The sequence below is a fragment of the Streptomyces mayteni genome (assembly GCF_054783955.1).
In genome coordinates, this window is sequence record NZ_BAAGPR010000039.1 from 42,082 (window position 1) to 63,939 (window position 21,858).

The following is a 21,858-nucleotide window of genomic DNA, read 5'->3' on the forward strand; positions in this document are numbered from 1 at the left end:
GCATTGGACGCATGAGATCCGGAGTTCTAGTTTGTTGGTATGCCCAGTGACCTAGCCGGGGCTCCCACCACCGTGGGGGCCTCCACCGCGCCGTTCCCGACCCACCCGACCGACGTGCGTCACCCCTCGCGGCCCCTCTCTCGTACGCGCATCAACCTCGCGCTGTTCGCGATCGGCCTGGCCACCTTCGCCATGCTGTTCTCCACCCAGTCACTGCTGCCCGACATCGCGACCGCCTTCGCGGTGGGCGCCGACGCGTCCAGTTGGACGGTCTCCGCCGCCACCATCGGTCTGGCCGTCGCGGTGCTGCCGCTGAGCGCGCTCTCCGAGCGGTTCGGCCGTCGGCGGATGATGACGGTCTCGGTCGGCGTGGCCGTGGCGCTGGCGCTGGTCATCCCGTTCGCGCCGGACCTGGGCAGTCTGGTCGCGCTGCGCGCGCTGCAGGGCGCGGCGATCGCCGGCATCCCGGCGTCGGCCGTCGCCTATCTCTCCGAGGAGCTCGACTCGCGGGCCACGGTCGGCGCGGTCGGCCTGTTCATCGCGGGCAACAGCGTGGGCGGCATGGTCGGCCGGGTGCTGACCGGCTGGGTGTCGGACGGCTTCGGCTGGCGGGCCGCGCTGGGCGCGGTGGCGGTGATGGCGCTCGTCGCGGCGGTCGTCTACCGGGCGTTGCTGCCGCGGAGCCGGAACTTCCGGCCGGCGCCGCTGCGTCCCCGGGTGCTGTTCGGCGCGGTGCGGGCGCACCTGTCGCGGCCGCTGCTGGTGCGGCTCTACGCGATCGGGATGCTGTTGATGGCCGCGTTCAGCGCGGTGTACACGGTGATCGGCTTCCGGCTGGTCGACGAGCCGTTCGGCCTCTCGGCCGGGCTCGCCGGCTCGGTGTTCGTCGTCTACCTCGTCGGCACCGGCTCCGCCTCCGTCACCGGCCCGATGATCGAGCGGCTCGGCCGGCGTGGCGCGCTCTACGCGGCGATCAGCACGGTGTCGGCCGGCCTGCTGCTGACCCTGTCGGACCGGCTGGTGCTGGTGCTGACCGGCCTGGTGCTGATCACCGGCGGCTTCTTCTTCGGCCACGCGGTGGCCTCGGGATCGGTGAGCCGGGCGGCGACCGAGGGCCGGGCGCAGGCGTCGGCGCTCTACCAGGTGGCGTACTACCTGGGCGCCAGCCTGGGCGGCACCACCGGCGCGATGATCTACCACGCGGCCGACTGGTCGGGCCTGGTCGCGTTCGCGCTGACCGCCCTGGTGACCACGGCCGGCATCACGCTCTACGCCACCCACCGCGCCCACGCCGACCGCCGCGCGGCGGCGGCCCGGCTGGCCTGAGCGCGGTGGTCGCGGGCTGACACGGACGAACCGCCGTCATCGTCAGTCTCCCCGGCTACTCTGGTCAGTCGAACGACGCCTACTGGGGAGGCCGACATGAGCGCACAGCCCGAGCTCACGGACGACGGTGAGTTGATCTCGCGGCCGCCGCGCACGCCCGATGCCTTGCTCCTCGCCATGGCGCGTATCGCGCCGCACCGGCTGTCAGAGATGCAGCGGCAGAAGGACGAGGCGTTCTCGCTCGCCGCCCAAGGCGACACCCTCGGACCCATTCGAGGGTGGCTGGCCATCTGGGCCGGCGAGGTGGAAATCGAACGTCGCCCCGATCTGGCCGCCCGCCGCCGGGCGGCGGAGCGCACCGTGCAGACCCTCGACAAGGACGCTCCAGCCTGGCGCAAGGCCGCAGACGAGCTGCTGGCGGTCGTCAACGAGGCTCGCGAGGCCACCGGTTGAGCTGGGCGTGGGAGTACGACCCCGACGAAGAGACGGTCGCGGCTGGCGCTCCGCCGGTCCTCGTCGCCGAGGTGGAGAAGCGGGCCGACGAGCTCGTTCGGGCCGCCGAGGCGTTGTACCTGGACGGTACGACCTATCAGGGAGGCGCCCTCAAGGGCGGCGACGCCATCGTCCCGAACGGGATGTTCGTCTATCTCGTCGTCCCACGACACGAGCGCGTCTATATCCGCCAGATCACCGTGTGGTGAAGGCCGCGCGCCGCCGCGTCCGGCACGACGGCCAACTCCCCGCCACCAGTACTTCGCCTGAGACAGGCCGGCGCCGGCCAGGGCGAGTGCCCGGGCCGACGCCGGTCGGTGGCGGTCAGGCGCGGACCAGGATGCCGCGCGCCACCCCGGCCTGGAGGGAGGTCAGCCCCCGCACCACCGGCACGGCCGTGGCCAGGAGCAGCACCCCGACGCCGGTGTTGAAGGCGATGTCGGCAACCGTGGAGTCGATACCGAAGGCCAGGTCGAGGATGCCCTCCTCGCCGCCGTCGCGCGGCAGCGACCAGGACCACAGCACGTAGCAGAGCTCGCCGAGCCCGCCCAGCGTCCAGGTGATCGCGAGGCTGAAGGTGAGCAGCCGCACGGGCAGGGCGGCCATCATGTGCGTCCAGTCGCGCCACGCCTGCGGGTCGCCGAGCGCGTGCCACCAGCGGGCCAGCCCCGCGCCCCGCGGCTCGCGGTAGCTCGGCTCCGGCATGGCGCGCCCGGTCACGGCGGCCACCCGGGCGCGCTCGCCGCGCGCGAAGCCGCGCGCCGCGGCCAGCGTCCCGGCGAGCACCGGCACCCCGAAGACGGCAACGAACCCGCCGACGCCGAGCGAGAACCCGGTGGCGGCCACCACGAAGGCCGCCACACCCACCGGCAGCCCCGACAGCAGATAGGCCAGCTCGCGGCCGAAGCGGCTCGAAGTGCCCTGGTACTTCACGGCGGCGCTCGCCGGCATCGTCTCGATCATGTGCACCACTCTGCCGCCCGGCCGCGCGCCGGCCGAGCCGGCTAGCCCACCGGTCAGGGGGTGTTGCTGGGTACACCCCCCGGGGGGGCGGGCGGCCGGGCCGCCGACCTCAACCGCCCGCCACCCGGCGGCCGTTGCGCCACACGCCGACGATCCTGGACTCCAGGGTCGCCGGGTCGAGGCCGATGCCGGAGAGCAGCACCAGGTCGGCCCGCTTGCCGTCGGCGATCTCCCCCCGGTCGTCGGCCAGCCGGAGCAGCCGGGCCGCGTCGATCGTGGCGGCCCGCAGCGCCCCCACATGGCCGAGGCCCGCCGCGGAGAGGTGCTCCAGCTCCCGCAGCGCCTCGGCGTGCGGCCGCACCGGGTTGTCGGTGCCCATCGCGATCGGCACCTCGGCCGCGATCGCCAGCCGCACCGCACGCAGGTGCGCCTCGGCGGCCTCCGCCGGCACCTGGTCGGGGGCGCTCTGCGAGACCGAGAGGGTCGGCACCAGCCAGGTGCCGGCCTCGGCCATGGCGCCCACGGCCGCCTCGTCGAGGAACATGCCGTGCTCGACGGAGCGCGCCCCGGAGCGGGCCGCCAGCTCGGCCGAACGCGCGCCGTGCGCGTGCACCATCACGCCCCGGCCGCCCTGCCGCGTCGCCTCGTCCACCAGGGCGGCCATCTCGCCGGCCGTCAGCTGCACGTCGTGCACCCCGACCCCGCGGGACATGGAGCCGGAGGCGGTCACCTTGAGCCAGTCGGCGCCGGCCCGCACCATCCGCCGCACCACGGCGCGGGCCTCCACCGGCCCGTCGAAGACGGGTTCCGGCATCGCCGGGTCCCCGAAGAAGTCGATGTCGCCGCCGCGTATCGACCAGTGGTCGCCGATGCCGCCCGTGGTGCACACCTGCCGCAGCGAGACCAGGAGTTCGGGCCCCTCGATCCAGCCACGCTCCACCGCGAGCCGGATCCCGGCGTCGGCGCCCCAGGCGTCCCGCACGGTGGTGATCCCGAGCCCCAGCAGGGTCCGCAGCACCGGCACGGCGGACAGCGGCCGCACCGAACGCGCCAGCCCGAACGAGTCCTTCATGGTCTCGGCCAGCGCCACGTGCGTGTGGCAGTCGATGAACCCGGGCACCAGCAGCGAACCGGCGCAGTCGACCGCCTCGTCGCCGTCGAGACCCCGGCCGACGGCCACGATCCTGCCCTCCTCCACCACCACGTCGGCGCCCCGGACCTCGCCGGAGACGACGTCGAGCACGGATCCAGAGCTGAAGAGAGTACGTTTCACCTGGTCATGGTCGCACCAGCAGCTCGAGGACGGTGGTCAGGGCCTCGCGCACCTGCTCGGGCCCGACCGACTCCGGGTCGACCAGGTGTTCGTTCGACAGCCCGTTGGACAGGCAGTGCAGGATGAGCGCGGCCACCTCGGGGCTGACCCGGGGCCGGGCCCCGGTTCGCTCCGCGACCTCGGCGAACGAGCCGGCGGCCGCCTCCCGTTGGGCGCGCCGCAGCGGCACCAGGATCTCCCTGATGCCCTCGTCCCGCACGGCCTGGGCGGCGAACTCGAGACCGAGCTGGCCCCGTTCGTCCTCGGCGACGATCCGCCCGGCCACCAGGTCGGCGGCGTGCGCGACGGCCTCGGCCGGGTCGTCGGTCTCGCCGACCCCGGCCCGCACGGCGGCCAGCTCGTCCGCCGAGCCCTCGCCGAGGATGGCGCCGAACAGCTCCTGCTTGCTGCCGAAGTTCGAGTAGACGGCGCCCTTGGTGAAACCGGCGGCGCGCGCGATGTCCGCCAACCTGCTGTCGGCATAGCCTCGTTCGGCGAACACCTGGGCGGCCGCGGCGAGCAGCCGCCGCCGTACCTCGTCGCGTGGCGTGCGCGGGATGGGACCCGGCGGAGTCTCTTCCGTCATGCACCCAGGGTATCGAGTACCCCCGGTATCACCGCTCTGCCGCGGCCACCAGCAGCGTCTCGGTGCCCGGGTACGGCCCACGGCGCGCCCACTCCAGCGGCGTGAGCCCCGTCCCGCCGTCCTCCCGCAGCTCGGGCCGGGCGCCGAACGCCAGCAGCTCCCGCACCGCGTCCTCGTGCCCCCAACACGCGGCCGCGCACAGCGGCGTGCCTTCCGACCCCTCCCCCGCACTCTCCCGGTCCGGCGCCGCGCCGGCCCCCAACAGCAGCCGCACGGAACGCGCGTCGCCGTGCACGGCGGCGGCGTACAGCGCCGTCATCCCGTCGGCGTCACTCGCCTCAGGACTCACCCCGGCCCGCAACAGCCGCGCCACGGTGGCCGACTCCCCGAGCATGGCCGCCACCACGAGCCGCGCGGCGGCCTTCTTCCGACGCCGCCGGTTCACGCGGACCGCACGAACGCGGCCCAGGCCGCGGCCGAGAACGTGACCACCGCCCCACCGGCGACCTTGCTGTCACGCACCGGCATCACGCCGGGAACCCCGTCCCCCACCTCGACGCACGAGCCACCCCCCTCGTTGCTGCGGCTGCTTTTGCGCCAGGCGACGGCGCTGAGGTCGAGCGGGGAGGTGAGCTGCACCGTAGTGGCCTTCCATCACGGATCGAATCAGGTCGAGCGACAGGTGCGTCGGGAGTGCCTGCGCTCGAATCTGATCGTAGGCCTTCGCGTACCGCCTCACCTCCCCTGGTTCTTCGATGAGATGCCCGTAATCCGATGCCTCCTCATAGGCGGACTCCGAACCATCCGGCAGGGTCAACAGCATCAGCGAAGCGCTCATCGCCGGATGCCCGCCGGACGTGAACGGGTGCACCTGAATCGTGATCCGGGGATCCTCGGCCGCCTCAAGCAGCCGAGCAAGCTGTGCTCGCATCACCGCAGGGCCGCCGACCGATCGCACCAACGCCGCCTCGTCCAGCACCATGCAGAACTCACGCAGCTCAGGGGCATCCAGGCGCGGCTGTCGTTCGATTCGCGCAACCACCCTCTCCTCCAGTTGTTCCTCGGAGGCGAGGGTGGGGCTCAGACTGAGCAACGTACGCGCGTACTCCTCGGTCTGAAGGAGACCGTGCACCACCTTGCCCATGTACACCCGAATCGCTGTCGCGACGCCCTCCTGGTCCAGATGGACCCGCGCCCAGTCCGGGAACGCCTCACGCCGCACGTGCGGCGTGAGTTCGGCCAACAGGCCGTCCGTCTTCAGCAACTTGTCCAGCGTCGTGGAGAGTTCGAGCGTCGGCTTGGCCCCGGTGGCCCGCTCCAGCTGGTTGATGCGGGACTGGACCACGTGGGCCCGGAATCCCAGGTCGCCCTGGGTCCAGCCGGCTTCGAGGCGGTAGCGCCGCAGGCGCGACCCGTACAGCGCGCCCATGGAGTCGTTGGGGTCGATCGCGTTGGCCATGGCGTCACTTCCCTCTGTTACGGCGGTCAGCGGTAATCCGCTGCCCCCTTGGAGAGGCTAGGCCGGTTCGGCCATTGTCGATCGCGTACCGCGAACAATGGACCCCGGAGGGTGATTATCCGTGGAGCCGGTAAAGTCCGACCTCTACAAGCTCTGTGGCGAACTGCGCCTGGAACTCGACCGGCACGGAGTGCGGTTGCCTGCGCTGATGCCGCTCGCCGAGCTGGAGATCGATCCGCCCGAGTGGTCGGCCCAGTTGATCTGGCTCGGCACCTGCCGCGTCCCGGTGGCCCGGCGTCTGCTGGCCACCCTCCGCTCGGCCGCACCGCCCGAGCCGCGCCCGGACCTCAGCGCCCTGGTCCGGGAGGCCAACGCCCGCAGCGAACAGAATCGGGCCATCAAAGGCGGCGGCGGGCTCTCGTGTCATGGTCCGGAGAGTCCCTGACCAACGCCGAGCTGACTGAGCGCATATCGTCATTGGCCGCATCACCCGCTCACGCGGCGTTCCTCGGCGTCAGATCGATCGTGAGCTCGGCGTCAAGGGCACGCGCCAGACGGCGCAGGAGCGGAATGGTGGGTACGGTGCCTCCGCCCTCGATGCGGGAGATCTGCGGCTGCTTCATCCCGCATCGTTCTGCCAGCTCACTGCTAGATGCCGAGCACCAGCTTGGCGGTGGTGAAGTAGATGACCAGACCGGTGGCGTCGACCAGGGTGGTCACCATCGGGGCCGAGACCACCGCCGGGTCGATGCGGAGCTTCTTGGCCAGCAGGGGCATGGTGCCGCCGACCGTGGAGGCCCAGGTGCAGATGACGATCAGGGTGATGGCGACGACGGCCGCCACGTCGGCGCCGACGAAGATCGCGCCGACCACGAAGCCGACGGCCGCCAGCATCAGGCCGAGCAGCAGTCCGGTGCGGCACTCGCGCCAGATCACCCGGATCAGGTCGGAGGTGCGCACCTCGCCGACCGCCAGGGCGCGGACAGCGGCGGTGGCGGCCTGGGCGCCGGTGTTGCCGCCGGTGCCGATCAACAGCGGGACGAAGAGCGCGAGTTGGGTGACCGACTCCAGGGTGCCCTCGTACGCCTGGTTGACCGAGACGGTGAGGGTGGCCGCGACCAGCAGCAGCATCAGCCACAGCATCCTGGTGCGGGAGAGCTGGAAGACGCTGGCCGACATGTAGTGCCGCTCCAGCGGCTCGGCGCCGGCCTGCCTGGCCACGTCCTCGGTGTCGGCCGCCTCGATGACCTCGAAGGCGTCGTCGCTGGTCAGCAGGCCGACGAGGCGGTCCTCGCTGTCCACCACCGGCAGGTCGAGGACGTTGGTCTCGCGCATCAGCCGGGCCGCCGACTCGGCGGGCTCGGTGGCCTGGGCGCGCGGCGGCTCGGTGACCACCAGCTCGGAGACCATGGCGGTCGGCTCGCTGAGGACCAGTTCGCGCAGCTCGACGATGCCGGTGAGGCGGCGGCCCCGGTCGACCACCGGCAGGGTGTAGATGGTCTCGGCCCGCGCGCCCCGGCGGCGCACCACCTCGAGGGCCTGGTCGACCGTCAGGTCCTGCTGGAGGGCGACCGTCTCGGGGGTCATGAAGCGGCCGACCGAGCCCTCGGGGTAGCCGAGCAGCGCGGCCGTCATCTGCCGCTCGTGGGCGCTCAGGCCGGCCAGCACCCGCTTGGCGACCTTGGCCGGCGCCTCCTTGAGCATCCGGGCCCGGTCGTCCGGGTCCATGTTCTCGACCAGGTCACGGAACGCCTGGTCGCGCAGCCCCTCGAGGATCTGCTGCTGGTCGACGGGATCGAGTTCCTCGAAGACCTCGAGCGCGCGGTCCTTGTCGAGCAGCCGGAAGGTGATCACGGACTGGACGGCGTCCATCCGGGCGATCTCGTCCGCGATGGCGTAGGGCGGCTGGGTCTCCAGCCACTCGAGGGCGCCGGCGAGGTCCTGCTCGTCCAGGAGCATGGGAAGGTGGGTCATGGCGGTGGAACCCCCAGGAAACGGAAGGCGAGCACGGGCATCCGGGGCACGCGCACACGCCGACCACCCCAGGTGCCGCCAAGAGGTGGGGGGCTACCTGGGCGTGCCGGCGCGGCGCGGGGGATGACTGGGAGGGTCACTGCGCATCGCAGCGTCACCTCCCGCCGTGTCGTTCCACCGAGGCTTTCGCCAAGTCCGTCATTCAGGGTACTAGCCATCGATGACGATCATGGCAAAAATTCCGACATAATGGACTGTCAGTCCGTCGGTTCACCTGATCGTTTCTGCGTCGTCCCGACCCGGCCGCCGGGCGGTGGCTCAGCCGACCCGGTCCAGCACGATCGAGGAGCCGGGCTCCCGCACCGCGCCGACCGGCGCGATCCGGATCGCCTCGTCGCCCGCCAGCGCCGCGAGCGCCGGCTCGAACCGCTCGGGGGTGTCAGTGTGCAGGGTCAGCAGCGGGGCGCCCGCCGTCACCCGGTCCCCCGGCTTGGCGTGCAGCTCCACGCCGGCCGCCGCCTGCACCGGGTCCTCCTTGCGGGCCCGGCCGGCACCGAGCCGCCAGGCCGCCACGCCCACCGCGTAGGCGTCCAGGTCGGTCAACACACCGGACTCGGAGGCCGTCACGGTATGCGTCTCGCGGGCGGTCGGCAGCGGCGCGTCCGGGTCGCCGCCCTGGGCAGCGATCATCCGCCGCCAGCGGTCCATCGCCGAACCGTCGGCGAGCGCGGCCGCCGGATCGGCGTCCGGCAACCCGGCCGCGTCCAGCATCTCCCTGGCCAGCGCCAGCGTCAGCTCCACCACGTCCGCCGGGCCGCCGCCGGCCAGCACCTCGACGGACTCCCGCACCTCCAGCGCGTTGCCCGCCGTCAGCCCCAACGGCGTGGACATGTCGGTGAGCAGCGCCACCGTCCGCACCCCGTGGTCGGTGCCGAGCCCCACCATGGTCTCCGCCAACTCGCGGGCGTCGGCGAACGTCTTCATGAACGCGCCCGAGCCGACCTTGACGTCGAGCACCAGCGCGCCGGTGCCCTCGGCGATCTTCTTGGACATGATCGACGAGGCGATCAGCGGGATCGACTCGACGGTGCCCGTGACGTCCCGCAGCGCGTACAGCTTGCGGTCGGCCGGGGCGAGCCCGTCACCCGCCGCGCAGATCACGGCGCCGGCCGAGCCGAGCACGTCCAGCATCTCGTCGTTGGACAGCAGCGCCCGCCAGCCGGGGATGGACTCCAGCTTGTCGAGCGTGCCGCCGGTGTGCCCGAGCCCACGCCCGGACAGCTGCGGCACGGCCGCGCCGCAGGCCGCCACCAGCGGGGCGAGCGGCAGGGTGATCTTGTCGCCGACGCCGCCCGTCGAGTGCTTGTCGGTGGTGGGCAGCGGCAGCTTCGAGAAGTCCATCCGCTCGCCCGAGGCGATCATCGCCGCCGTCCACCGGGCGATCTCGGCCCGGTCCATGCCGTTCAGCAGGATCGCCATGGCGAGCGCCGACATCTGCTCGTCGGCCACCTCGCCCCGCACGTAGGCGTCGATCACCCAGTCGATCTGCTCGGGCGTCAGCGCCAGGCCGTCCCGCTTGGCCCGAATCACGCTGATGGCGTCCATACCGTTCAACTGCTCACTTTCCTCAGTTGCTTTCCAACTGCCAGGCGTCCGGCAGCAGTTCGGCCAGCGGCCGGATGCCGTCCCGGGTGTCGACCAGCAGTTCCGGGCCGCCGTGCTCCATCAGCAGCTGCCGGCAGCGGCCGCACGGCAGGATGATCTCGCCGCGCCCGTCGCAGCAGGTGAAGTGGGTCAGCCGGCCGCCGCCCGTGGCGTGCAGCGCGGAGACCAGGCCGCACTCGGCGCACAGCCCGAGCCCGTACGAGGCGTTCTCCACGTTGCAGCCGCTGACGGTGCGCCCGTCCTCGGCGACCAGCGCCGCGGCGCCCACCGGGTAGGCCGAGTAGGGCGCGTACGCCCGGGACATGGCGTCCCTGGCCGCCGCGCGCAGCGCCGCCCAGTCGACGCCGTCGTCGGCGGAGTTCGGAGTAGGGGTCGAGGTGCTCACCCCGGGATTCTCCGTCACCGCGCCTGACCTCTTCGATAGGGCTTGCCCACGGCGCGCGGCGTGCGCAGCCGTTGCGAGAACAGCGCGAGCACCAGCAGCGTCGCCAGGTAGGGGCTGGCGGTGATCAGCTCGCGCGGGATGCTGTCGCTGGCGGCGTACCAGAGCCACAGCAGCCCGGCCAGCACCACACTGGTGGCCGCCGCGGCGCGCTTGCCCCGGGTGAACTGCCAGACGGCGAGCACCAGCAGGCCGAACGAGAACAGCAGCAGCATGGCGTGCACGGTGGCCGCCTCGCGGGTCTGCAACGCGTCCATGAAGCCGAAGAGCCCGGCGCCGGCCGCGACCCCGCCAGGCCGCCAGTTGCCGAAGATCATGGTGGCCAGGCCCAGGTAGCCGCGGCCGCCGGTCTGACCGTCCTGGTACATCCTGATCAGCACGGCCAGGTAGGCGCCGCCGAGGCCGGCCAGGCCGCCGGAGACGGCGAGCGCCACGTACTTGTAGAGGTACACGTTGACGCCGAGCGACTCGGTGGCCTGCGGGTTCTCGCCGCAGGAGCGGAGCCGCAGGCCGAACGCCGAGCGCCACAGCACGAAGTAGCTGCCGACGAAGAGCAGCACGGCGAGCAGCGTCAGCCAGGACACGTTGGTGACGGCGGCCCGCAGGATGCCCGCGGTGTCGGAGACGAGGAACCAGTGCCGGTCGGCGATGTTCCCCAGCGCGTCGGAGACCCCGGGCACGGTGAACGGTTCGAGCCGGTCCATCTGCGGCGACTGCTTGTCGTTGCCGCCGGCCGCCGACGCCGCCTCGTTCTCGCCGAACCAGAGCCTGGCCAGGAACTGGACGACGCCGAGCGCCAGGATGTTGATGGCCACGCCGGAGACGATGTGGTCGACGCCGAAGGTGACGGTGGCCAGCGCGTGCACGAGACCGCCCAGCATGCCGCCCACGATGCCGGCGGCCACGGCGGCCCAGGGGCCGTGCTCCCAGCCGATCCAGCCGGCGGCGAACAGGCCGAGCATCATCATGCCCTCGAGGCCGATGTTGACCACCCCGGACCGCTCGGCCCACAGGCCGCCGAGGCCGGCCAGGCCGATCGGCACGGCGAACGTCATGGCGCTGGTCCACTGCTGGGTGGCGGTGATGCTGGGCTCGTCGGTGATGGCACGCACCAGGGAGAGCAGCAGCAGCGCGCCGGCCACCAGGAGCAGCAGCCCCGCGGACGTCAGCCGGGGCCGGCGGCCACCGCCGCCGCCCTCGTTGTCGTGAGCGGGACGCACTCTGGCGGCCAGGTTGGAGAGGGTCGTGGTCACGCGGACACCTCCGCCGAGTCCGAGTCGTTCTTGCGGGTCGCCCCGGACGAGCCGGCGGCCCCGCCCTGGGCGGCGGCCAGTTCCTCGCCCACCATGCGCTGCTGGCGCCTGATCCCCCACCGGCGGACCAGTTCGTAGGCGACGACGACGGAGAGCACGATGACGCCCTGCATCACGAGGATGATCTCCTGCGCGTAGTCCTCGGCCTCCAGCTGCGTGGAGGTGCGTTCGAGGAAGCCCCAGAGCAGCGCGGCGAAGCCCATGCCGAGCGGGTGGTTGCGGCCGAGCAGGGCGATGGCTATGCCGGTGAAGCCGAGGCCCTCGGGGAAGTCGTTGCCGTAGTTGCCCGACTCGTTCAGCAGGGTCGGCATGCCGACCAGTCCCGCCACGGCGCCGGAGAGCAGCATGGCGGTCACCACGGTGCGCTTGACGCTGACGCCACTGGCCTCGGCGGCCGGCTCCGACATGCCGACGGCCCGCAGGTCGAAGCCGAACCGGGTGCGGTTGAGCACGAACCAGTAGGCGACGCCGATCAGCACGGCGATCACCACCGTGCCGTGGACCGGCTGCACCTGGGTCTCGAACTCGAAGAACATGCTGGAGTCCGGCAGATCCGTGGTGTGGACGATGTTCCCGTCCAGTTCGGCGAGCCGGCCCTGCTGGAGGAAGTAGCCGATCAGCGAGCCGCCGAGGAAGTTCAGCATGATCGTGGTGATGACCTCGCTGACGCCCCGGCTGGCCTTGAGCCAGCCGGCGATGCCGGCCCAGACGGCGCCGACGGCCATCGCGGTGAGGAGGATCACCGGGATCCGCAGGGCGCCCGGCAGGCTGAGCGCCCCGCCGACCACCGCCGCGAAGAACGCGGCGACCCGGTACTGGCCGTCCACGCCGATGTTGAACAGGTTCATCCGGAAGCCGATGGCGACGGCGACCGCTGACAGGTAGTAGGGGATGGCCCGGTTGACGATCCAGACCTGGCTGTCGCTCTTGGTGCCGAAGTCGAGCATCACCTCGTAGGCCCGGAACGGGTTCTGGCCGGTGACGCCCATCACGGCCGAGGTGATGGCGATGGCGGTGACGATCGCCAGCAGCGGGGCGGCGACGCCGAGCACGAGTTTCTCGCGGTCGATCCGCAGCGCGTTCCTCACGCCTCGTCACCGCCTTCCGGGTCGGGTGGGGTCTCCAGGTGGCCGGTGGCCGCGCCGGTCATGGCGGTGCCCAGCTCCTCGGGGGTGATGGTGGCGGGGTCGGCGTCCGCGACCAGGCGGCCGCGGTACATCACGCGCAGGCTGTCGGAGAGCCCGATCAGCTCGTCCAGGTCGGCCGAGATCAGCAGCACGGCCAGGCCCTCGTGTCTCGCCTGCTTGATCTGGTCCCAGATCTGGGCCTGCGCCCCGACGTCCACGCCGCGCGTCGGGTGGGCCGCGATCAGCACCTTGGGGTGGTGGCTCATCTCGCGGCCGAAGATCAGCTTCTGCTGGTTGCCGCCGGACAGCGAGCCGGCGGTGACCTCGATGCCGGGGGTGCGGACGTCGTACTCCTCGACGATCCGCCAGGTGTCCTGGCGGGCGCTGCCGATGGTGAGGAACGGCGGCCTGCCGTTGGGCGGCTCGGTCACGTGGCCGAGCATCCGGTTCTCCCAGAGCGGCGCGTCGAGCAGCAGCCCGTGCCGGTGCCGGTCCTCCGGGATGTAGCCGACGCCCGACTCGCGCCTGGTCCTGGTGGACGCCCGGGAGACGTCGGCGCCGTCCAACGTGACGGTGCCGGAGTCCGGGCGGCGGATGCCCATGATCGCCTCGACCAGCTCGGCCTGCCCGTTGCCCTCCACGCCGGCGATGCCGAGGACCTCGCCGCGGTGGATGGTGAAGCCGACGTCGCCGAGCACCTCGCGGGGCTGCCCGTCCGAGTCTGTGCCGGCGAGCCGCAACCCCTCGACGGTGAGCACCGGCTGGTCGGTGACGGTCGACTCGCGGGTCTCCGGGGTGGGCAGCTCGCTGCCCACCATCAGCTCGGCCAGCAGCTTGGGGGTGGTCTCGGCCGGCACCACGGACCCGACGGTGGTGCCCTGCCTGATCACGGTGATGTCGTCGGCGACGGACAGCACCTCGCCCAGCTTGTGCGAGATGAAGATGACGGTCAGGCCCTCGGCGGTCAGCTCGCGCAGGTTGTCGAAGAGCGCGTCCACCTCCTGCGGGACGAGCACGGCGGTCGGCTCGTCCAGGATCAGGGTGCGGGCGCCGCGGTACAGCACCTTCAGGATCTCGACGCGCTGCCGGTCGGCGACGCCGATCTCCTCCACGAGGACGTCGGGCCGCACGCCGAGCCCGTAGGCCGCGGAGAGCTCGGCGATCCGCGCTCGGGCGCGGGCCCCGATGCCGTGCAGCTTCTCGGCGCCGAGGACGACGTTCTCCAGCACGGTGAGGTTGTCCGCCAGCATGAAGTGCTGGTGGACCATGCCTATGCCGCGCGCGATGGCGTCGGCCGGGCTGCCGAAGGAGGCGCGTTCGCCCTCGATCTCGATGGTGCCCTCGTCTGGCTTCTGCATGCCGTAGAGGATCTTCATCAGGGTCGACTTGCCGGCGCCGTTCTCCCCGACCAGGGCGTGCACGGTGCCGCGTTCGACGGTGATGTTGATGTCGTGGTTGGCGACGACACCGGGGAACCGCTTGGTGATGCCGCGCAGCGCGACGGCCGGGACGGCCGGCTCCTCGCCGGACCCCGCGCCACGTTGGGGCGGAACGGTGGAGGCTGTGATGGCGCACACTCCTTGGACAGCGACAAGCCCCTGGAAGGGGCCCCTGGCGGGGCCGGGGCCCCGAAGGGACCGCGACTTCTCCCACTACCGGCGGCTTGGCGGCCGACCGGACCCTGCGTACCGGGGCCGTTGACCGAGCCCCGGCAAGAGTACGGCCCCTGGCGGGGCCAGGGCCCCGAAGGGACCCCAGGCCGACCCCGGCTGGACCGGGGCCGGGCGGCCGGCCCGGCTGGGCCGGACCTGGCCAGCTTCGCGGGTTGGCCGGGCAAGCCCGGCGAGGCCGAAGGCCGACGACGGCCTTGGACCGGCCGACCCGAGGCCGGGGGCCGGACCGCGGAGGTCCGTACCCCGGTTGGCCTGGCCGGGGCCCGGACCGCCGGAGGACGAACCTCCCGAGGTCAGACCGCCCGGAACCGGACCGTCGGATCGACGGGGCCGGACTCCCTTGGCCCGGCCTCGCCCGGACGAGACCGTGCCCCTCTCGGGGCCGGCCCACCCGGCCGGAGGCCGGACGGCGTTCACCCGCACCCAACCCGGCCGGCTCCGGCCGGCCTGCGAGGCCGGCGGCCAAGCCCGCCGGGGGTCGGCCCCCTTGGGGCGGCCTACCCGGCCGCCGGGCCGGAGGCCGGCCGGGGCCGGTAGGCCGGCCGGGGCCGGTAGGCCGGCCGGGGCCGGTAGGCCGGACAAGGGTGGGCGGGTGGGGGAAACCCCCCGCGCCCCCTACGGCGTGTCGTTCACCTCGATGTCGCCGGAGACGATCGCGTCCGTCGCCGCCTGGATCTCTTCCGAGATGTCGTCGATGAAGCCGCCCGAGGTGGCCAGCGAGACGCCGTTCTCGGCCAGGTTGTACTCGTGGGTGCCGGTCAGCGGCTCCTCGTCCTGCACGCTCTGGATCAGGTCGAAGACCGCCACGTCGACGCCCTTGACCGCGGAGGTCAGGATCGAGTCCTGGTACTCGGCCAGGCCGGGCTGCAGGTACTGGTCGGAGTCGACGCCGATGGCCCACGCGCCGTCGACGGCCGCGACCTCCTCGATCGACCCGGCGCCGGACTGGCCGGCCGCCGTGTAGATCACGTCGATGCCGCGGCCCAGCATGCCGTTGGCCTTCTCCTTGGCCCTGGCGACGTCGTTGAAGCCGCGGTCGTCGTCGGTGTACAGGTACTCGACCGCGACCTCGACGTCCGGGTTGGTGTCGGTGACACCCTGGACGAAGCCGGCCTCGAACTTCTGGATCAGCGGGTTCTGCACGCCGCCGATGAAGCCGACCTGGCCGCTCTCCGACTTCAGCGCCGCGGCCACGCCCGCGAGGTAGGACGCCTCGTGCTCGGCGAAGACCATGCTGTAGATGTTGTCGCCCTCGGACACCGAGTCCACCACGCCGAAGGTGGTGTCAGGGAAGTCCGCGGCGACCTGGGTGATGGCCTCGCCGTAGAGGAAGCCGACGCCGATGACCGGGTTGTAGCCCTCCTGGGCCAACGACTCGAGCCGCTGCACGCGGTCGGCCGTGGTCTCCTCGTTGCGGGCGGTGCGGGTCTCGACCTCGATGCCGAACTCCTCGATGGCCTGGTCGCCACCGCGGGCCGCGGCCTCGTTGAAGGAGTGGTCGTCGCGACCACCGACGTCGAAGGCGATCGCAGCGCCCTGGCCACCGCCGGACTCACCGCTCTCCCCGTTGTTGTTGGACTCCGTGGAACTCTCGCCACAGGCTGCGGCGGAGAGCGCGAGTGCCGTGGTCAGAGCCACAGTTGCTGCAAGACGTGATACGCGGCGCAAGAGGACGGTCCCTTCAGTTGAAAGCGCCTCTTACCCGGCGCCGTTACCCGCCGATCGTAACGCGCGTAGATCCTAAGAGAAGACTTGGGGAATTCCGTTATCAGATCGGTTTGAATCCTCCCCTCCCTGAGGGAGGGGATTCCTGGCTCAGGCCGCCTCCCGGAGCAGCGCTCCGGGAGGTCTTCCGCCCTCAGCACCAGCCGGGTGGAGACCAGCCCGGACAAGCATGACGCGTGCGGAGTTCTTGTCCCTGGGGGACGTGGTTCCGCATGCGGTGCAGGTGTAGGTGCGCTCACCCAGCGGCAGTGCGTGCTTGGCTCTCGCATCGCAGTTGGCGCAGTCCATCGTGGTGTACGCGGGGTGGACGAGGCGGATGTCCCGCCCGTGCTTGCGGCCCATCTCGATCAGAGCGGCCTTGGTGGCGCCGATGGCGGCGTCGGCGGCCTTGCGGGCCATGGTGGTCTTGGCGAGGAACTTCGAGCGGAAGTCCTCGACTGCGATCGCGTCGTGTTCGCGGACAACCTTCTTGGCCCACTTGCGACCGGTGTCCGCACGCTGGCGGGCGGCCTTCTTGTACGCCTTCGCCCGCAGCCGCCTCGCCTCCCGGTAGCCCTTCGACCCGGGCTGCCCCTTCCTCGGCCTGCGGCGGGCCATCATCCGGTCATACCGGCTCAGCTTCGCCTGGGCCCTCCTGCCGTACTCGGCATGCGGAAGATCGTGCGCCTCTGATGTGGTGGTCGCTGTCTCCCGCACGCCCCAGTCGACACCGAGCACGCGGCCGGCCTCCGCCAAGGGCTGGACCTGGGCGGAGACGACGAACGAGCAGTACCAATGCCCGACGCTGTCCTGGTACACGCGCACACTCGACGGTGCGGCAGGCAGGTCGCGAGACCACACCACGGTCAGCACGATGCCGCCCGCCAGGTGTAGACGGCCGTCCTTCAAGCGGAAGTTACGCCGGGTGTAGTTGAGACTTGGCAGCGCCTCGCGCCTGGTCTTGTGCTTCGGCATCCCCGCACGGCGCGCCACGGGCAGGCGCTCCTTGATGTCCTTCTGCGCCTTGGCGCGGGAGCTGCCAAAGTCGCGGATGACCTGCTGCTGCGGAACCGACGCCCCCTCACGCAACCACGACAAGCGGGCGCGGGCCTCGGTCAGCATCTTGTCGAGCTGCGCCGGGCCGCACGTAGCCTTCTGCCCCGTGGCCTTGTTGTGCAGATGTACGGCCCTGGACTTCGCGACGCACTCGTTCCACACCCACCGGCACCGGCCCCACTCCGCCGCCAGAGCGGCGCCGGCCGTAGACGACACGCGGAGCCGGTAGGTGTAGCGGGCATGCCCCGCCTCCACAACAGCCATCGCCTGCACCATGCCCCCTCACTTCCTCAGCCGGAGCGCGACGCTGCCCCGAACCCACTCAAGGACCATACGCACGACTGCCACACACATGTGCCCCGATCCCGCGACCGCCACCCCGACCAGCGAGCACCCACACGCGCGTTCGCATCATCCATGGCCCACCACCGGTACAGGCGCTGCCCTAAGGAGCCCCGCGCAAGAAGACAGGTTGATAGCCCTTGCCCATCGAAGCCCCTCGACTGTCCCGTGATCCACGGCACGCGCGGACAGGGCGATACGCGCCTTATGCGCCGACTACCCTGAGGACGTCCGCGCGGCCCGTGCCCATTGGCTCGGGATCAGGGCCCCATGACCGCCATCCGAGGCCTGAAGGAGGTAGCCGTGACCACCGGGTTTCCCGAGTGGATGATGCCGCCCCGCCCGAGCGGCTGGGAGGCGGACGATCTGGATCACCTCGCTGACGCGCCGCGACACACCGAACTCGTCGACGGGGCATTGATCTTCACGATGTCGCCGCAGCGGTCCTGGCACTCCCGGCTGGTCGGAAACCTCACCCACGCGGTGCGGCAGGCGTCGCCGGCCGGCTTCGAGGTGGAGCAGGGCATGACCGTTCGGCTGGACCGGAAGAGCCGCCTCGAACCGGACGTGCTGGTGACCACCGCCGCCTACGACGCCGACCTCACCTGGTTCGCCCCCGAGGACGTCGTCCTGGTGGTCGAGGTGGTCTCCGAGGAGTCGGCGGACCGCGACCGTTCCATCAAGCCGTTCAAGTACGCGCAGGCGAGGATCCCGCACTTCTGGCGCGTCGAGGAGGAGGACGGGGCGGCCACGGTCCACACCTACGAGCTCGACACCATGACCGGCTCGTACGTGGCCACCGGCATCCACCGCGGCCGGCTGAAGTCCGCGATTCCGTTCACCGTCGACCTGGACCTCACCGCCCTCGTCCCCTGATCGTCCGGATCGCTAGCCCGGCCACAGCTCGGTGAAGTGCGCCGCCACCAGCGCGGTGATCTCGTGGAGCGCCTCGGCCGCCGGGCGGGGTGGGAGGCGGCGGCCGTCGCGGAGGCGGAGGGCGACCGCGTCGGTGGCCGACTCGGCCGGGCCGACCACCGCCTGGTACGGGACGAGCCTGGCGGCCCGGATCCGGGAGCCGAGGCTGCCGCGGTCCGGGTCGTGCACCTCGGCCCGCAGGCCGAGTTCCACGGCGCGACGGGCCAGCCGCTCGGCGGCCGGCAGCTCCGCGTCCGAGACCGGCAGCGCGACCAGCTGTAGGGGCGCGAGCCAGGCGGGGAACGCGCCGCCGTGCACCTCGATGAGCTGCGCGACGGCCCGTTCCACGCTCCCCACGATGCTCCGGTGCACCATCACCGGCCGGTGCCTGGCACCGTCGGGTCCCACGTAGCTCAGGTCGAACCGCTCGGGCTGGTGGAAGTCGACCTGCACGGTCGACAGGGTGGCCTCGCGGCCCGCGCCGTCCACCACCTGGACATCGATCTTGGGGCCGTAGAACGCCGCCTCGCCCTGGACCGCCTCGTACCGGACGCGGGCCCGGTCGAGCACCTCCCGCAGCAGGGTCTCGGCCCGCCGCCACATCTCCGGCGCGGCCACGTACTTCCCGCCCCCGCCGGCCAGCGAGAGCCGGTAGCGGGCGACGGTCAGCCCCAGCGCGGCGTAGGCGCGGCGGATCATGGCGAGCGCCGCCTCGGCCTCGTCGGCTACCTGGTCGAGGGTGCAGAAGATGTGCGCGTCGTTGAGCTGGATCGCCCGCACCCGGGTGAGCCCGCCGAGCACGCCGGACAGCTCCGCCCGGTACATCCCGCCCAACTCGGCCATCCGCAGTGGGAGTTCGCGGTAGCTGTGACCACGGGAGCGGTAGATCAGCGCGTGGTGCGGGCAGAGGCTGGGCCGCAGCACGACCTGCTCGCCGCCGACCTCCATGGGCGGGAACATGTCCTCGCTGAAGTGCTCCCAGTGGCCCGAGATCTCGTAGAGCTCGCGCTTGCCGAGCACCGGCGAGGCGACGTGCCGGTAGCCGGCGCGCCGTTCCTCCTCCCTGACGTACTCCTCCAGCGCCTGCCGCACGGCCGCCCCGTCGGGCAGCCAGTACGGCAGCCCGGAGCCGATCAGCCGGTCGGTGTCGAACAGGTCCAGCTCGCGGCCGAGCCTGCGGTGGTCGTGGACGGCGGTCTCCATGGTGGTCGTCTCCTCAGGAACTGCCTGGGACGGGTGACCACGTGACGAAGCCCCGGGGCACTCGCCCCGGGGCTTCGACTAGGACATCGGTCAGCGCGCCGGGACTCTCTCCGGCGTCGTCGTCACGACGAACTGGGCGCGCTTCACAACTCCACGCTAACAGACGGCTCCACGGCGGGGGCGGCTCAGCGGAAGTACCTCGCGAACCAGTCGAGCATCGGCTCCGGGCGGCGCTGGAACTCCAGGTAGCCGTCCCAGCGGGCCGTGGTGCCCTCGATCCACCGCAGCCTCTTCTCCGTGCCCGGGATGTTGTCGTACATCTCCCGCACGTCGCTCGGATGCGTGAGGACGTCGTCGCGCACCTGGTAGAGGAACGTCGGCACGTTGACGTTCCTGGCCCACTCCCGCGGGCTCCTGGGCGCGAACCCGATGCTGGTGCGCAGGACGATGAGCCGCTCCAGGTCGTCGAGGCGGTCGGGGAGCCCGATCATCTCCAGCCGCCGTCGGAGGATGGTCTCCGCCGTCACGGGCTGCGGCCCGACCAGGCAGCGGACGCCGTCGAACACCTCGGGGAACCGCGTCATGGCGGCGAAGGTGGAGCTGCACCCCAGGCACCGGCTGAAGAGGCCGATCGCCATGCGCCGCGTGTCCCGGCGGCCGCGGACGTAGTCGAGCGAGCCGACGACGTCGCGCGCCTCGTAGATGCCGCTCGACGAGATCCCGCCGTTCGCCGCGCCGCTGAGGCCGGAGTTCCGCAGGTCGTAGGCGAGGACGCTGTAACCGGCGTCGTGCAGGATCCGGTAGTCCGGGGTCAGGTCTACCTCGAACCCGTTGCCGCTCGGCGCCCACAGCGAGTGCCACGGCTCCAGGTGGGCGGGGATCCCCGACCTGCTGAACCCCATCGGGTGATTGGCGATGACCAGCCTGTTCGACCCGGGCGCCGGGATGAACCAGCCCTCCAACGGCACGCCGTCCCTGGCGGGGAAGGTGACGTCCTCGTAGTCGAGCCCCTGCTCGGCCGGCGTGTGCAGGACCGGGGATCGCCGTTGGAAGCTGAACCCCTCGGCGAACTGCTCCAGCAACTCGTCGTCCGTGACGTCGTTCGTGTCGTCGTTCTCGGCCCCGGCGGCCCCGGCGGCCCCGGCTGCTCCCATGGCGGCGGCGAGCAGACCCACGGCCGCCGTCGCGCCGAGGGAGCCGTTCAGCAACTGTCGTCTGGCGAGATGGTTACCCAAGGTGTCAACTCCTGAGCGGGTTGTCGATGCCGCCACCCAGTCAACTCGGCGCCGTGGCCGACCTGAAGGACCGATTCGAGCGGCATTGATACCGTGAAGGTATGGATGACCTGGAGGTGCGGCAGCTCCGGTACTTCGTGGCCGTCGCCGAGGAACTCCACTTCGGGCGGGCGGCGTTGCGGCTGGGCATGGCGCAGCCTCCGCTGTCCCGGGCGATCCGTGACCTGGAGCGGCGGTTGGGCGTGCGGCTGCTGGAGCGCACCACGCGCCACGTCTCGCTCACCCCCGCCGGGGAGGTGCTGCTCCGCGACGCCAGGACCGCGCTCGACGCCGTCGCCGCCGCCGGCCGGCGGGCCAGGCACGCGGGTCGGCCCGCGCCCGGGCTGCGGCTGGCGCTCAAGGCCGACTACGACGGCGGGCTGCTGCCGCGGATCCTCGCCGCGTACCGGCACGAGGCGGCGGCGCTCCCGGTGGAACTCGTCCTTGTCGGTCGGGGCGAGCAGCTGCCGGCGCTGTGCGAGGGCCGCGCGGACGTCGCGCTGCTGCCCGTCCCGCTGGCCGACGGCCGGGGTCTTGACGTCGAACCGCTGCTGACCGAACCCCGGTTGGTCGCCCTGGCGGCGACCGATCCGCTGGCCGACCGCCCGCGCCTGCGCGTGGCGGACCTGGCCGGCAGGCCACTCCCCGACGGCACGCCGGCCGACCGGGACGGCCGACCGCCGACGGACGTCCCTTCGCCGTTGGCCGAGGCTCCGCCGAGGCGCCTGGACCTGGCCCAGATCTTCAGCCTGATCGAGCTGGGCAGCATCGTCTGGTTCCCGCCGGCGTCGGTGGCGCGGCGGCACCCGCGGCCCGGCGTGGTCTACCGGACCGTCGACGACCTCGGGCCCATCACCCTCGCCCTGGCCTGGCCGCAGGACTCCCGCTCACCGGCCGTCGCCGCGCTCGTCCGCACCGCGACGTCGGTCGCGACATCGGTCGCGGCGGCCGACGCGCCGACGTGACCGCGCGGCGCCGTCATCCCGCGCCCGTCCCCGCACCGCCGCCCGCGGCCGGACCGGGCCGCCGCAG

The 21,858-nt window shown here is 72.1% G+C and carries 22 protein-coding genes and 1 pseudogene; 6 read left to right on the forward strand and 17 right to left on the reverse strand.

Annotated elements, in window-relative coordinates; translation table 11 throughout:
• Window positions 1-39 precede the first annotated feature (39 nt).
• The 3 genes from ACYVPE_RS18845 (at window position 40) to ACYVPE_RS18855 (ending at window position 2,027) form a co-directional block, all read left to right on the forward strand.
• On the forward strand, window positions 40-1,326 hold the full coding sequence (locus ACYVPE_RS18845; RefSeq protein WP_461034797.1) for an MFS transporter: 1,287 nt from the start codon (window positions 40-42) through the stop codon (window positions 1,324-1,326).
• A 96-nt stretch (window positions 1,327-1,422) separates the two neighbouring features.
• Window positions 1,423-1,779, forward strand: coding sequence for a hypothetical protein (locus ACYVPE_RS18850; RefSeq protein WP_461034798.1), 357 nt, complete (start codon window positions 1,423-1,425; stop codon window positions 1,777-1,779).
• Window positions 1,776-2,027 (forward strand): hypothetical protein, encoded by a 252-nt coding sequence (locus tag ACYVPE_RS18855; protein ID WP_461034799.1) that lies wholly within the window; start codon window positions 1,776-1,778, stop codon window positions 2,025-2,027. Before ACYVPE_RS18850 ends, ACYVPE_RS18855 begins: the two co-directional genes overlap by 4 nt.
• Before the next feature lie 115 nt (window positions 2,028-2,142).
• Here the strand turns inward: ACYVPE_RS18855 and ACYVPE_RS18860 are convergent, their stop codons facing one another.
• The 6 genes from ACYVPE_RS18860 to ACYVPE_RS18885 form a co-directional block, all read right to left on the reverse strand.
• Window positions 2,143-2,781, reverse strand: coding sequence for a sensor domain-containing protein (locus tag ACYVPE_RS18860; protein WP_461034800.1), 639 nt, complete (start codon window positions 2,779-2,781; stop codon window positions 2,143-2,145).
• A gap of 109 nt (window positions 2,782-2,890) precedes the next feature.
• A complete protein-coding gene (locus ACYVPE_RS18865) occupies window positions 2,891-4,054 on the reverse strand; it encodes an amidohydrolase family protein (protein WP_461034801.1) in 1,164 nt (387 codons plus the stop codon).
• Between the two features lie 4 nt (window positions 4,055-4,058).
• Window positions 4,059-4,679, reverse strand: coding sequence for a TetR/AcrR family transcriptional regulator (locus ACYVPE_RS18870; protein ID WP_461034802.1), 621 nt, complete (start codon window positions 4,677-4,679; stop codon window positions 4,059-4,061).
• Window positions 4,680-4,707: 28 nt separating this feature from the next.
• Window positions 4,708-5,124, reverse strand: a complete 417-nt coding sequence (locus tag ACYVPE_RS18875; protein ID WP_461034803.1) for an ankyrin repeat domain-containing protein — start codon at window positions 5,122-5,124, stop codon at window positions 4,708-4,710.
• Window positions 5,121-5,231: a DUF397 domain-containing protein gene (locus ACYVPE_RS18880; protein ID WP_461034804.1), complete on the reverse strand. Its 111-nt coding sequence runs from the start codon at window positions 5,229-5,231 to the stop codon at window positions 5,121-5,123. The genes ACYVPE_RS18875 and ACYVPE_RS18880 overlap by 4 nt, the downstream gene beginning before the upstream one ends.
• A complete protein-coding gene (locus ACYVPE_RS18885) occupies window positions 5,194-6,138 on the reverse strand; it encodes a helix-turn-helix domain-containing protein (RefSeq protein WP_461034805.1) in 945 nt (314 codons plus the stop codon). Before ACYVPE_RS18885 ends, ACYVPE_RS18880 begins: the two co-directional genes overlap by 38 nt.
• Window positions 6,139-6,259: 121 nt before the next feature.
• Here ACYVPE_RS18885 and ACYVPE_RS18890 point away from each other — a divergent pair, with 121 nt between their 5' ends.
• Window positions 6,260-6,583, forward strand: coding sequence for a hypothetical protein (locus ACYVPE_RS18890; RefSeq protein WP_461034806.1), 324 nt, complete (start codon window positions 6,260-6,262; stop codon window positions 6,581-6,583).
• 49 nt (window positions 6,584-6,632) lie between these two features.
• Here the strand turns inward: ACYVPE_RS18890 and ACYVPE_RS18895 are convergent.
• From ACYVPE_RS18895 to ACYVPE_RS18935, 9 genes and pseudogenes are all read right to left on the reverse strand, one after another.
• Window positions 6,633-6,791, reverse strand: a pseudogene (locus ACYVPE_RS18895) (helix-turn-helix domain-containing protein); the annotation flags it as partial.
• Window positions 6,787-8,112, reverse strand: coding sequence for a magnesium transporter (gene mgtE / locus ACYVPE_RS18900; RefSeq protein ID WP_461034807.1), 1,326 nt, complete (start codon window positions 8,110-8,112; stop codon window positions 6,787-6,789). The pseudogene ACYVPE_RS18895 and the gene mgtE, both read right to left, overlap by 5 nt.
• 318 nt (window positions 8,113-8,430) lie before the next feature.
• Window positions 8,431-9,717 (reverse strand): thymidine phosphorylase, encoded by a 1,287-nt coding sequence (locus ACYVPE_RS18905; protein ID WP_461034808.1) that lies wholly within the window; start codon window positions 9,715-9,717, stop codon window positions 8,431-8,433.
• Window positions 9,718-9,739: 22 nt separating this feature from the next.
• A complete protein-coding gene (locus ACYVPE_RS18910; protein ID WP_461034809.1) occupies window positions 9,740-10,162 on the reverse strand; it encodes a cytidine deaminase in 423 nt (140 codons plus the stop codon).
• Window positions 10,163-10,176: 14 nt separating this feature from the next.
• Window positions 10,177-11,472, reverse strand: coding sequence for an ABC transporter permease (locus ACYVPE_RS18915; protein ID WP_461034810.1), 1,296 nt, complete (start codon window positions 11,470-11,472; stop codon window positions 10,177-10,179).
• Window positions 11,469-12,620 carry an ABC transporter permease gene (locus ACYVPE_RS18920; RefSeq protein WP_461034811.1) on the reverse strand — a complete coding sequence of 384 codons (1,152 nt, stop codon included), beginning with the start codon at window positions 12,618-12,620 and terminating at the stop codon, window positions 11,469-11,471. The genes ACYVPE_RS18915 and ACYVPE_RS18920 overlap by 4 nt, the downstream gene beginning before the upstream one ends.
• The gene (locus ACYVPE_RS18925; protein WP_461034812.1) at window positions 12,617-14,236 is read right to left on the reverse strand and encodes an ABC transporter ATP-binding protein; all 1,620 of its coding nucleotides are present in this window, start codon (window positions 14,234-14,236) and stop codon (window positions 12,617-12,619) included. Before ACYVPE_RS18925 ends, ACYVPE_RS18920 begins: the two co-directional genes overlap by 4 nt.
• 711 nt (window positions 14,237-14,947) lie before the next feature.
• Window positions 14,948-16,000, reverse strand: a complete 1,053-nt coding sequence (locus tag ACYVPE_RS18930) for a BMP family lipoprotein (RefSeq protein WP_461034813.1) — start codon at window positions 15,998-16,000, stop codon at window positions 14,948-14,950.
• Window positions 16,001-16,147: 147 nt separating this feature from the next.
• Window positions 16,148-17,368 (reverse strand): RNA-guided endonuclease InsQ/TnpB family protein, encoded by a 1,221-nt coding sequence (locus ACYVPE_RS18935; RefSeq protein ID WP_461034814.1) that lies wholly within the window; start codon window positions 17,366-17,368, stop codon window positions 16,148-16,150.
• 336 nt (window positions 17,369-17,704) lie between these two features.
• Here ACYVPE_RS18935 and ACYVPE_RS18940 point away from each other — a divergent pair, with 336 nt between their 5' ends.
• Window positions 17,705-18,310 (forward strand): Uma2 family endonuclease, encoded by a 606-nt coding sequence (locus tag ACYVPE_RS18940; RefSeq protein WP_461034815.1) that lies wholly within the window; start codon window positions 17,705-17,707, stop codon window positions 18,308-18,310.
• Between the two features lie 12 nt (window positions 18,311-18,322).
• On the opposite strand, the gene thrS is transcribed toward ACYVPE_RS18940, so the two are convergent.
• Together thrS and ACYVPE_RS18950 are read right to left on the reverse strand one after the other, a co-directional pair.
• The gene (gene thrS, locus ACYVPE_RS18945; protein ID WP_461034816.1) at window positions 18,323-19,552 is read right to left on the reverse strand and encodes a threonine--tRNA ligase; all 1,230 of its coding nucleotides are present in this window, start codon (window positions 19,550-19,552) and stop codon (window positions 18,323-18,325) included.
• A 185-nt stretch (window positions 19,553-19,737) separates the two neighbouring features.
• Window positions 19,738-20,787: an alpha/beta hydrolase gene (locus ACYVPE_RS18950; RefSeq protein ID WP_461034817.1), complete on the reverse strand. Its 1,050-nt coding sequence runs from the start codon at window positions 20,785-20,787 to the stop codon at window positions 19,738-19,740.
• A 101-nt stretch (window positions 20,788-20,888) separates the two neighbouring features.
• On the opposite strand from ACYVPE_RS18950, the gene ACYVPE_RS18955 reads away from it, so the two are divergent.
• A complete protein-coding gene (locus ACYVPE_RS18955; protein ID WP_461034818.1) occupies window positions 20,889-21,791 on the forward strand; it encodes a LysR family transcriptional regulator in 903 nt (300 codons plus the stop codon).
• Window positions 21,792-21,858: the final 67 nt, after the last annotated feature.

Coding starts and splice junctions, on each gene's coding strand:
- ACYVPE_RS18845 (WP_461034797.1), top strand. CDS start 40: ATGCCCAGTGACCTAGCCGGGGCTCCCACCACCGTGGGGGCCTCCACC.
- ACYVPE_RS18850 (WP_461034798.1), top strand. CDS start 1,423: ATGAGCGCACAGCCCGAGCTCACGGACGACGGTGAGTTGATCTCGCGG.
- ACYVPE_RS18860 (WP_461034800.1), bottom strand. CDS start 2,781: ATGATCGAGACGATGCCGGCGAGCGCCGCCGTGAAGTACCAGGGCACT.
- ACYVPE_RS18870 (WP_461034802.1), bottom strand. CDS start 4,679: ATGACGGAAGAGACTCCGCCGGGTCCCATCCCGCGCACGCCACGCGAC.
- ACYVPE_RS18885 (WP_461034805.1), bottom strand. CDS start 6,138: ATGGCCAACGCGATCGACCCCAACGACTCCATGGGCGCGCTGTACGGG.
- mgtE (WP_461034807.1), bottom strand. CDS start 8,112: ATGACCCACCTTCCCATGCTCCTGGACGAGCAGGACCTCGCCGGCGCC.
- ACYVPE_RS18905 (WP_461034808.1), bottom strand. CDS start 9,717: ATGGACGCCATCAGCGTGATTCGGGCCAAGCGGGACGGCCTGGCGCTG.
- ACYVPE_RS18935 (WP_461034814.1), bottom strand. CDS start 17,368: ATGGTGCAGGCGATGGCTGTTGTGGAGGCGGGGCATGCCCGCTACACC.
- ACYVPE_RS18940 (WP_461034815.1), top strand. CDS start 17,705: ATGACCGCCATCCGAGGCCTGAAGGAGGTAGCCGTGACCACCGGGTTT.
- thrS (WP_461034816.1), bottom strand. CDS start 19,552: ATGGAGACCGCCGTCCACGACCACCGCAGGCTCGGCCGCGAGCTGGAC.
- ACYVPE_RS18955 (WP_461034818.1), top strand. CDS start 20,889: ATGGATGACCTGGAGGTGCGGCAGCTCCGGTACTTCGTGGCCGTCGCC.